Here is a 10,027-nt window from a genome sequence, read left to right as displayed (position 1 = left end):
CGCGGTGCACGCCGTGCGCGACCCCGGCACCGAGGTCAGCGCCACCGCCGTCGAGGGCGAGTCCCGCGGGCCGCGCGGCCGCTGGGCCGTGCTGCTGCGCCGGCGCCGCACCCCGGTCACCGACCGGTCCGAGCTGGACGGCCAGACCCCCGACGCCGGCGTTGTCAGCAGCGCCGAGGCGAGCACCGTGGCCCTCGCCGAGGGGGCCGCCTCGACGGCGGACCCCGCGAGCCGGCCGGACGGCATACCGGCGATGGTGGACGGCGAGGGCGGCCCGGGAGACCAAGGCCACACCCCGGAGGGGACCGGCCCGGCATAGCATCGACGGCGCATCCTGAGTCCGTCAGTGGAGGAACCGTGCCCGAAGCCGTCATCGTCTCGACCGCCCGCAGCCCGATCGGGCGCGCCTTCAAGGGCTCGCTCAAGGACGTCCGCCCCGACGACCTCGCGGCAACCATCGTCCAGGCCGCCCTGGACAAGATCCCCGGGCTGGACCCGAAGCTGGTCGACGACCTCTACCTCGGCTGCGCCGAGCCGTGGGCCGAGCACGGCTCCAACATGGCCCGCGTCGTGGCCGTGCTCGCGGGCTACGACCACCTGCCCGGGGCGACCGTGAACCGGTTCTGCGCCTCCTCGGTGCAGACCACCCGGATGGCCTTCCACGCGATCAAGGCCGGCGAGGGCGACGTGTTCATCAGCGCGGGCGTGGAGTGCGTCTCCCGCTACGCCGACTTCTCCGGCGCCGGCGGCTCCAAGGCCGAGTGGCAGAACCCGCGGTTCGCCGAGGCCCAGGCCCGCAGCACGCAGATCGCCACGGACAACAGCGTCTGGACCGACCCGCGCGAGCAGGGCCTGCTGCCCGACGTCTACCTGTCGATGGGCCAGACCGCCGAGAACGTCGCCACCTCGCGCGGCATCTCCCGCCAGCGCCAGGACGAGTGGGGCGTCTCCAGCCAGAACCGCGCCGAGAAGGCGATCGCCGACGGCTTCTTCGCCCGCGAGATCACCCCGATCACGACCCCGGACGGCACCGTCGTCTCCACCGACGACGGCCCGCGCGCCGGCGTGACGCTGGAGGGCGTGTCCGGGCTCAACCCGGTCTTCCGCGAGAACGGCACCATCACCGCCGGCAACTGCTGCCCGCTCAACGACGGCGCCGCCGCCGTGGTCGTCATGAGCGACACCGAGGCCCGCGAGCTGGGCCTGACCCCCCTGGCCCGCGTGGTCTCCACCGGCGTCTCGGCGCTGTCGCCGGAGATCATGGGCCTCGGCCCGGTCGAGGCCTCGCGCCAGGCCCTGGCCCGCGCCGGCATGACCATCGCCGACATGGACCTCTACGAGATCAACGAGGCGTTCGCCGCGCAGGTGCTGCCCTCGGCGGACGACCTGGGCATGGACTTCGACAAGCTCAACGTGCACGGCGGCGCGATCGCCCTGGGCCACCCGTTCGGCTCGACCGGCGCGCGGATCACCACCACGCTGCTCAACGGCCTGCAGGCCCGCGACGGGCAGTTCGGCCTCGAGACGATGTGCGTCGGCGGCGGCCAGGGCATGGCGGTCATCTACGAGCGCCTCAGCTGAGCTGACCCTCGCGCACCGGGCGCACCAAACGGCCCGTTCCACCCCCTCGCCGGGGCCGGGACGGGCCGTTTCGTGCCTCCGGTCGGCGATGGGTGGGCCCGAGCGGCAGGATGACCGCCATGGGACTCTTCTCGCGGCGCAGGGCCACCGCCGACGGCGGCGCCGGCATCGGTGACTTCTGGCAGTGGTGGGCGGCCGAGGGCGCGCGTGCGGTCGCCGCGGCCATCGCCGACCGTGAGCCGGGACGCATCGTCGCGGCCCTCAGCGCCCGGGTGGACGCGGTGCACGGCGGACTGGCGTGGGAGCTCGGCCCCGGCGGTGAGCACAGCCAGCACGTGCTCGTGGTGACCGCGGCGGGCGACCCCGCCCTGCGCCCCCTGGCCCGCCGCTGGCGGCTGGCGGCGCCACCGGCCGACGCGGTGTGGGCCTACGCCGACATGCGTCAGCCCACGGCGGACGCGGGCGCGGTGTCGCTGGAGATCGACGGGCAGCAGGTCGACCTGGCCCGGGCCACGGCCGGTGCCCGGGTCGTCGGCGCGGCGGTGGACGTCAGCGTGCACCACCCCGCCTGGGCCGCCCTCGAGCCACAGACACGCACACAGGCCGCGTTCCTGCTCCTGGACACCGTCCTCGGGGAGGCCGCCGTGGAGACGTGGCTGGGCGAGGTCTCCGCCGCCGAGCTCGAGCCGCTGGACGCGATCCCGCTGACCGGGCTGCGCTCGGTCGTGCGCTCGCTGGAGGAGCAGCACGTCGGCGCCGACGGCGAGCCCACCTGGGCGGTGCTGGAGGGCACCGGCCCCACCGGGCGGCCCGTCCTCGCCGTGACCCAGGTGCCGCTGCGTGCCGCGACGGCACCTCACCTGGACACCCACGTCGCCGTGGTCGTGCCCTACACCGACGCCACCGAGCAGGGCCTGCCCGGCGCGGAGAGCTTGCCGCGGCTGCGCAGCCTGGAGGAGCACCTCACCGACCGGGTGGGGCCCAGCGGCCGCCTCGTCGCCCACGAGAGCCACGACGGGGTGCGCGTGCTGCACCTCTACGTCGACGGCAGCACGCCGGCCGCCGAGCAGCTCCGGGCCGGCGTCTCCGGGTGGGACCAGGGCCGGGTGCAGGTCGCCTCTCAGGTTGACCCGGGGTGGGCCGCGGTCGCCCACCTGCGCACCTGAGCTACCTCCACCGGACGCACCAAATCCGTCGAACCATGCCCTTGAAGGGGGCCGATTCGGCGGATGTGGTGCGTTCGGTGGGTGAAGCGTAGGCAGCCCACCCGGTATGCCGGTCAGGCCAGCGCGCGACGCAGGTCGCCCAGCTGGCCGGCCAGGTCCTCCGGCAGGCCCGCCTCGCTGGCGTCGTAGACCATGACCGCCAGCTGGTCCATCAGCGTGGCCGGGCCGAGGTCAGGCACCGGCCACGGGTCCTGCCCGGTGCGTTCGGCGACCTCGTCGGCCAGGCGCTGCACCAGCTCGCGGACCGCGCCGGCGTGACGCTCGGCGCGGTCCAGCGGCAGCTGCCGCCAGCGCTCGACCACCCGGGCGAGCTCGGTGCGGACCTCGACCGGCACCGGGGTGGGCGGCTGCACTAGTTGCGGGCCCGGGTGAACAGGCGCAGCAGCTCGAGGTAGAGCCAGACCAGCGACACGATCAGGCCGTGGCCCATGAGCCAGGAGTAGCGCTCGGGCAGCCCGGCCGCGACAGCACGGTCGATGGTGTCGAAGTCGATGGCCAGGGAGTAGGCCGCCATGCCGACGCCGACGACGCAGATCAGCAGGCCGAACTGGGTGCCGATGAGGCCCCAGCCGCCGGTGGCGAAGGCGAACACGAGGTTGACCAGGCCGAAGAGCAGGTAGCCGATGACCGCCATGCCGAAGATGCGCCGCGAGCGGTCGGTCACCTTGATGACGCCGACCTTCCAGGCGATGAACATCCCGGCAAACGTGGCCATGGTCGCCAGCACGGCCTGGCCGACGACGCCGTGGGCGTAGGACTCGAAGACCCGGCTGATCGCGCCGACGAAGCCGCCCTCGAGCACCGCGTAGGTGAGGATCAGCGGCACGCTGACCTTCTGCCGGAAGGCGATGACGAAGCCGACCACGAGCCCGCCGAGCATGCCGGCGAGCCAGATCGGCAGCGCCAGGGCGGGGCTGGTGTCGGTGACGACCCACGAGGCAGCCGCGACGGCGACGACGATGCCGAACAGCAGCAGCGTCTTCATCACCACGTCGTCGAGGGTCATCCGGCGGGCCTGCGCCGCGGTGGCGGGCTGCGCGTCATACATCTGCTGCAGCTGCTCGGCGCTGAGGTCGGCCGCGGCAGGCTGCTGCGGGGTGGACCACTCGGCCCGGGGCTGCTGGCCGAAGCCGGCGTAGGCGCCGCTGCGGACCTGCTTGTCGATCCGGTTGAACACCGGGTTGCTCATCGTGTGCCTCCAGCACGTCATGCCGCCGCGGCGGCCCGTCACTGAGAAGGATGTCCGAGGGGGCCAGGAAGTTCCCCGATGCGTGCCCCCGACGGGATTCGAACCCGCACTGATGCGATTTTAAGTCGCTCGCCTCTGCCGTTGGGCTACGGGGACAGGCGTCAGGCTACAGATACGTGCGGCGCGGGTGGATCGCGTGGGCACCCGCCACGCGGTCGAGGAAGAGCAGGCCCCGGGTGTGGTCGACCTCGTGCTGCAGCGCCACCGCCTCGAAGGCGTCCGTGGCGACCTCGACCCACTCCCCCGTCACCGGCAGCTGGCCGCGCACGACCAGGCGACGGGCGCGGGCGACGTCGCCGGTGAAGTCCGGCACGGACATGCAGCCCTCGCGACCGCGTTCCCTGCGCGTGGCGCTGACCACCTCGGCGTTGCAGAGCACGAAGGCGCCATGGCACGTGCGGGTCTTGGGGTGACCGGTCACGTCGACGCTGAACATCCGCACGGCCAGGCCGACCTGCTGCGCCGCGAGGCCGACGCAGCCCGGCGAGACACGTTGCGTGGCAAGGAGGTCGGCAGCCAGCTGGACCGACTCCGCACCGGCCGGGTCGACGTCGGCCCCGGGCGCGCCGAGGACGGCGTCGGGGGCCAGGACGACCGGGAGCACCCGCCCCTCGGGCAGGGCGGGCATGCTCCACCCCGGTGGCGGTCCGGCGTCCTGCCCGGGCCCAGACCTCACAAGAGCTCGTCCTCGACCGGCGTCAGGTGGACGTCGACGCCGATCTCGCCGGCGACGATGCGCAGGTCGCGCTCGAGCGCCTCCGCAGCGGCGACGTCGGGCAGCTGCAGCTCGGCCATCAGCACGTAGAGCTCGCCGCCGAGGCGGGTGCCGAGGTCGACGATGTTGCCGCCGTGCTCGGCTACCACCCGGGTGATGGTCGCGACGATGCCGGGACGGTCGGCCCCGTGGACGTGCAGGGCGTACGACGGCCCGGACGGCCCGCTCGGGGCAGGGTCGGCGAGGACCCGGGCGTTGATCACCAGGGATCCGTCGGCGGTGAGGTGGCGCAGCGCAGACTCCACCGCGTCGACCCCGGCGCCGGTGCGCACGAGCAGGACCATGGCGAAGTGGCCTCGCAGCAGCGTCATGGTCGAGTCCTCGAGGTTGCCGTGCAGGTCGGCGAGGGCACCGGTGACGTCGGCGACGATGCCGGGACGGTCCTGGCCGAGCACCGTCACGGCGATGACCTGGCCGGGGACGCTCACTTGCCACCGCCGGCGGCCTGGTGGAACTCCTCGCGGGGCGCGGCCATCTCGCCGAGGCTGACGATCTCGCGCTTGAAGAACAGCGCCAGCGTCCAGTCGACGATGACCCGGATCTTGCGGTTGAGCGTGGGCACCCGGGACACGTGGTAGGTCCGGTGCATGAACCATGCCGGCCAGCCGCGCAGCTTCACGCCGTAGACCTGGGCCACGCCCTTGTGCAGGCCGAGGCTGGCCACGGAGCCGACGTGCTTGTGTCGGTAGGGCTCGATCTCCTTGCCCCGCAACGACTTCACGATGTTGTCAGCGAGGTGGGTCGCCTGCCGCACGGCGTGCTGGGCACTGGGCGAGCAGAACGAGCCGGGGTTGGTGATGTCCGGAACGGCGGCGTTGTCGCCGGCGCCCCAGGCGTCGGTCAGGCCGTGCACGCGCAGGTCCGCGTCACACATCAGGCGGCCCTTGTCGTCCAGCGGCAGGTCGGTGTTGGCCAGCACCGGGCTGGCCTTGACGCCCGCGGTCCAGACCACGGTGTCGGAGTCGAACCGCTGCCCGTCGGAAAGCACCACGTGGCCGTCGACACAGGACTCGAGCCGCGTCTCCAGCAGCACGTCCAGGCCGCGCTGGCGCAGCTCGTCCAGGGTGTAGCGACCCATGTCCTCGCCGACCTCGGGCAGGATCCGGCCGGTGGCCTCGACGAGGACGAAGCGCAGCTCGTCGGGGCGGACCTGGGGGTAGTAGCGCAGCGCGTAGCGGGCCATGTCCTCCAGCTCGGCGATCGCCTCGACGCCGGCGTAACCACCGCCGACGAAGGTGAAGGTCAGGGCCCGGCGCCGCCGCTCCGCGTCCTGGGTGGAGGCGGCCAGGTCGAGGCAGCGCAGCACGTGGTTGCGCAGCCAGATGGCCTCTTCCACGGTCTTGAACCCGATGCCCTGCTCAGCCAGGCCCGGGATGGGCAGCGTGCGCGCCTTGGAGCCGAGCGCGACGACCACCTCGTCGTAGGGCACCTCGTAGGACGGGCCCTCCAGCGGCTCGACGGTGACCACCTTGCGGGCGTGGTCGACCTTGGTCACGTGCGCGTTGAGGATCTCGGCGCCCTTGAGCACCCGGCGCAGCGGGACCACCACGTGACGTGGGCTGAGGCTGCCGGCGCTGGCCTCAGGCAGGAACGGCTGGTAGGTCATGTAGGAGCGCGGGTCGATGACCGTGACGGTCGCCTCTCCGGCGCGCAGCTTCCGCAGCAACCCCAGGCTCGTGTAGAGCCCGACGTAGCCGCCTCCGAGGACCACGATGCGTTTGCTCACCGGTCGACGGTACTACTCGTGAAAGTTTTCACAAAGTCCCTCCCACTCCGCGGACAGCGCCTTGACCCCGGTATGCCGGACCGTGGCACCCCGGCCCGGCTCACCTCACAGCCGGGCCAGGACGGCGTCGAGCATGGCCTCGGTCAGCTTCCCGGTGAAGGTGTTCTGCTGGCTGACGTGGTAGCTGCCGAGCAGGCGAATGGCCTTGCCGTTGCTGGAGACCAGCGTGGTCTCGGCGCCGTGGCCGAAGCGCGGTGCCGGCCGGGGCACGGCCCAGCCGAGTCGGCGGGCGGACGCCAGGGTGGCCGCCCAGCCGATCGCGCCGAGAGCCAGGACCGAGCGCAGGGTCGGCTCGGCGAGAGCAAGGTCACGGTCCAGCCAGGCCCCGCAGGTGTCCCGCTCCAGCGGCGTCGGCCGGTTGCCCGGCGGGGCGCACCGCACCGCGGCCACGATGCGGGCGCCGTTCAGCCGTTGCCCGTCGCCGCTGGCCACGCTGTGCGGCTCGGCGGCGAACCGGGCGCGGTGCAGCGCGGCGTAGATCCAGTCGCCGCTGCGGTCACCGGTGAACATCCGCCCGGTGCGGTTGGTGCCATTGGCCGCGGGCGCCAGGCCGACGACGAGGACCTGCGGGTGGGGGTCGCCGAAGCCGGGGCCAGGACGTCCCCAGTAGGGCTGGTCGGCAAAGGACGCGCGCTTGCCCGTGGTGGCGACCTCCTCCCGCCAGCGCACGAGACGGGGGCAGGCCCGGCACACGCTCACCCGGGCGTCGAGCTCCTCGACGTCGGGAGCGGTGCGGGCCAGGCGCGCGGCCGCGGCCGGCGTCCGCGCCACCGGGGTGTCCTCGGTCGCGGGGTCGCCTGGCCAGCCGGTCCCCGGTGGCACGGGTGAGGGGAACAGCCGGCCCGTCACCGGGTGGGGCAGCAGCTGCTGCGGGTCGCCCCCCTGGCCGCCGCCGCTCTCCCCCATCGCCAGCCTCCCTCGCCTGGTCAGCCCGCGATGCCGAGGGCGATGCCGTCGAGGATGTCGTGCTCGCTGGTGACCACCTCGGTCACGTCGGCCTCGCGGCGGACCCGCTCCACGATGAGCCGCCAGATGAGCGCCCCCGCCCCGATGACGTCGACCCGTCCCGGGTGCATGAACGGCAGTGCCGCGCGCTCGGCGTGCGACATGGTCAGCAGGTCCTCGGCCGCGGCGGCCACCGTCTCGACCGGGAGCTGGGCGAGGTGGATGCGCGCCGGGTCGTAGGCCGGCAGCCGCAGGGCGTGCGCCGTCAGGGTGGTCACGCTGCCGGCGAGGCCGACGAGCGCCTTGACCCCGGCGAGGTCCACGACGGCGGCGGCCTCGTCGATGGCGGCCTCGATGTCGCGGGTCGCGGCGGAGACCTCGGCGGCCGTGGGCGGGTCGGAGTGCAGGTGCCGCTCGGTCATCCGCACGCAGCCGATGTCGACCGAGCGGGCCTGCTCGACGTCCTCGGTGCCGCGGACCAGCTCGGTGGACCCGCCGCCGAGGTCGACCACGAGGTAGGGACCCGGCACGCCGCGGGCATGCAGCTCGCCGGTCGCGCCGCGGAAGGACAGCGAGGCCTCCTCGTGCCCGCTGACGACCTCGGGCGCGATACCGAAGGAGGCGAAGGCCTCGCGCACCCCGGCGACGAACTCGGCGGCGTTGCGGGCGTCGCGCGAGGCGGAGGTGGCCACGAAGCGGACCCGCTCGACGCCGTGCTCCTCGCACTGGGCGGCGTAGTCGCGGCAGGCGGCGAGGGTGCGCTCCATGGCCTCCGGGGCGATGACGCCGGTGCGGTCGACGCCGTGGCCGAGCCGGACGACCTCCATCCGGCGGACCACGTCGCTCAGGGTGCCCGCCGCCGGGTCGACGTCGGCGATGAGCAGTCGGATCGAGTTGGTGCCGCAGTCGACCGCCCCGACACGGGTCACTCCGGGGCCCCGCGCTCCACGCAGGGACCGCCCGCCCACCAGTCCTCAAGGGCGTCCAGGGCCTCGTCCCCGAGCGGGTTGACGCCGCGGCCGACGGCCAGGGAGTGCGCCACCAGCACGTGCAGGCACTTGACGCGGGTCGGCATGCCGCCGGCGGTGATGCCCTCGATCTCGGGCACCTCGCCGAGCTCGGCCCGGCGGCGCAGGTAGTCCTCGTGGGCTGCGGCGTAGGCGGCAGCCAGCTCGGGGTCCTCCCCCAGCCGCTGGGTCATGTCCTTCATCAGCCCGCTGGTCTCCAGCGTGCTGATGGCGCCGGTCAGGCGCGGGCAGGTGGCGTAGTAGGTCGTCGGGAACGGCGTGCCGTCGGGGAGCCGGGGCTCGGTGCGCAGCACGTCGGGGTTGCCGCACGGGCAGCGGTGCGCCACCTCGGCGACACCACGGGGTGGACGGCCGAGCTGCTGCTCCACGGCGGCGAGGTCGGCGGCGTCAACGGTGCTCATGGGGTGCTGTGTCCTGGGGTGGGGAGCGGGGCCGGCGTCGTGGCGCCCGGCGTGGGCTGGGGCGGGGTGTCGGCGATGACCATCGACTCCCACAGCTGGCCGTACCACGGGTGGTTGCGGCCGGAGGCGGCCGGCACGGAGGCGACCTGCGGGTCCCTGCCCTGCTGCGCGGCCGGGCTGGCGTCGAGCACGGTGAACGAGCGCTCGCCGACCTTGACCATCTTGAGGCGCTGGCGCGCCTGCTCCTGGATGTAGGCGGGGTCGTCCCACTGCTGCTTCTGCACGCGCAGCGCATCGACCGTCTTGCCCTGCTGGGCGACCTTGTGGCGCATCGCCTCGATCTCACCCTGCTGACGCAGGTAGGAGCGCAGGGTCGGCACCAGGGTGACCGCGAGCATGACGAAGATCGAGGCGAGGATCGCCATGCGGCGCAGCGACCGCGGCGTGCGCTGGTCGCTGCGCGCCCGGGGACTGCGGGCCGACGTCGCGGGGCGGCTGGCGGCCTTGCGGGGGGTGGAGGGACGGCTCGTGGCCGCCGCGCCGGACCGTGACGAGCCGGTGCGCCGAGGACTCCTCGGCGCACTGCCCGGTCGGTTGGCGGCCACGAGCGGTGTCCCTGCCCGGGCTAGGCCCGGTCGCCCTTGAACCGCGGGAAGGCGCCGGCGCCGGCGTAGCGCGCGGCCTCGTCGAGCTCCTCCTCGATGCGCAGGAGCTGGTTGTACTTCGCGACGCGCTCGGAGCGGGCCGGGGCACCGGTCTTGATCTGGCCGCAGTTGGTGGCAACGGCCAGGTCGGCGATGGTGGTGTCCTCGGTCTCGCCGGAACGGTGGCTCATCATCGCGCGGTAGCCGTTGCGCTGGGCCAGGTCGACCGCGTCGAGGGTCTCGGTCAGCGAGCCGATCTGGTTGACCTTGACCAGCAGGGCGTTGGCCGTGGCGTTGTCGATGCCACGCTGCAGCCGCTCGGGGTTGGTGACGAACAGGTCGTCGCCGACGATCTGGACCTTGTCGCCCAGGACCGCGGTGATGGTCGCCCA

The 10,027-nt window shown here is 73.6% G+C and carries 11 protein-coding genes, 1 tRNA gene and 2 pseudogenes; 3 read left to right on the top strand and 11 right to left on the bottom strand.

The features are described from left to right. The 3 genes and pseudogenes from VF825_RS17675 to VF825_RS17665 form a co-directional block, all read left to right on the top strand. Nucleotides 1-319: pseudogene (locus VF825_RS17675) on the top strand (hypothetical protein); the annotation flags it as partial. A gap of 38 nt (nucleotides 320-357) precedes the next feature. Further along, a complete protein-coding gene (locus tag VF825_RS17670) occupies nucleotides 358-1,581 on the top strand; it encodes an acetyl-CoA C-acetyltransferase (RefSeq protein ID WP_331115813.1) in 1,224 nt (407 codons plus the stop codon). 119 nt (nucleotides 1,582-1,700) lie between these two features. Next, on the top strand, nucleotides 1,701-2,747 hold the full coding sequence (locus tag VF825_RS17665) for a DUF695 domain-containing protein (protein WP_331115811.1): 1,047 nt from the start codon (nucleotides 1,701-1,703) through the stop codon (nucleotides 2,745-2,747). 113 nt (nucleotides 2,748-2,860) lie between these two features. Here the strand turns inward: VF825_RS17665 and VF825_RS17660 are convergent, their stop codons facing one another. The 11 genes and pseudogenes from VF825_RS17660 to eno all read right to left on the bottom strand — a co-directional run. Beyond that, nucleotides 2,861-3,142: a hypothetical protein gene (locus VF825_RS17660; RefSeq protein WP_331115809.1), complete on the bottom strand. Its 282-nt coding sequence runs from the start codon at nucleotides 3,140-3,142 to the stop codon at nucleotides 2,861-2,863. Nucleotides 3,143-3,159: 17 nt separating this feature from the next. Further along, on the bottom strand, nucleotides 3,160-3,996 hold the full coding sequence (locus VF825_RS17655; RefSeq protein WP_331115807.1) for a Bax inhibitor-1/YccA family protein: 837 nt from the start codon (nucleotides 3,994-3,996) through the stop codon (nucleotides 3,160-3,162). Between the two features lie 83 nt (nucleotides 3,997-4,079). After that, nucleotides 4,080-4,152: transfer RNA gene (locus tag VF825_RS17650), tRNA-Leu, on the bottom strand. Between the two features lie 10 nt (nucleotides 4,153-4,162). Next, nucleotides 4,163-4,684, bottom strand: coding sequence for a peptide deformylase (locus VF825_RS17645; protein WP_331115805.1), 522 nt, complete (start codon nucleotides 4,682-4,684; stop codon nucleotides 4,163-4,165). Between the two features lie 44 nt (nucleotides 4,685-4,728). Then, on the bottom strand, nucleotides 4,729-5,259 hold the full coding sequence (locus VF825_RS17640) for a glycine cleavage system protein R (protein ID WP_331115803.1): 531 nt from the start codon (nucleotides 5,257-5,259) through the stop codon (nucleotides 4,729-4,731). Then, nucleotides 5,256-6,557, bottom strand: a complete 1,302-nt coding sequence (locus VF825_RS17635; protein WP_331115801.1) for an NAD(P)/FAD-dependent oxidoreductase — start codon at nucleotides 6,555-6,557, stop codon at nucleotides 5,256-5,258. Before VF825_RS17635 ends, VF825_RS17640 begins: the two co-directional genes overlap by 4 nt. Nucleotides 6,558-6,662: 105 nt before the next feature. Further along, nucleotides 6,663-7,523: a uracil-DNA glycosylase gene (locus VF825_RS17630; protein ID WP_331115799.1), complete on the bottom strand. Its 861-nt coding sequence runs from the start codon at nucleotides 7,521-7,523 to the stop codon at nucleotides 6,663-6,665. Between the two features lie 20 nt (nucleotides 7,524-7,543). After that, a complete protein-coding gene (locus VF825_RS17625) occupies nucleotides 7,544-8,491 on the bottom strand; it encodes a Ppx/GppA phosphatase family protein (protein WP_331115797.1) in 948 nt (315 codons plus the stop codon). Further along, entirely contained in the window at nucleotides 8,488-8,991 is a 504-nt protein-coding gene (locus VF825_RS17620) for a DUF501 domain-containing protein (protein ID WP_331115795.1), read from the bottom strand. Before VF825_RS17620 ends, VF825_RS17625 begins: the two co-directional genes overlap by 4 nt. Further along, nucleotides 8,988-9,416, bottom strand: coding sequence for a septum formation initiator family protein (locus VF825_RS17615; protein ID WP_331115793.1), 429 nt, complete (start codon nucleotides 9,414-9,416; stop codon nucleotides 8,988-8,990). The genes VF825_RS17620 and VF825_RS17615 overlap by 4 nt, the downstream gene beginning before the upstream one ends. Before the next feature lie 200 nt (nucleotides 9,417-9,616). Then, nucleotides 9,617-10,027, bottom strand: a pseudogene (eno, locus tag VF825_RS17610) (phosphopyruvate hydratase); the annotation flags it as partial.

It is taken from the genome of Oryzihumus sp., from assembly GCF_036391795.1.
Taxonomy (GTDB): Bacteria; Actinomycetota; Actinomycetes; order Actinomycetales; family Dermatophilaceae; genus Oryzihumus.
Note: the sequence above shows the minus strand (reverse complement) of the source record. Positions and strands in the feature narration are given on the sequence as shown.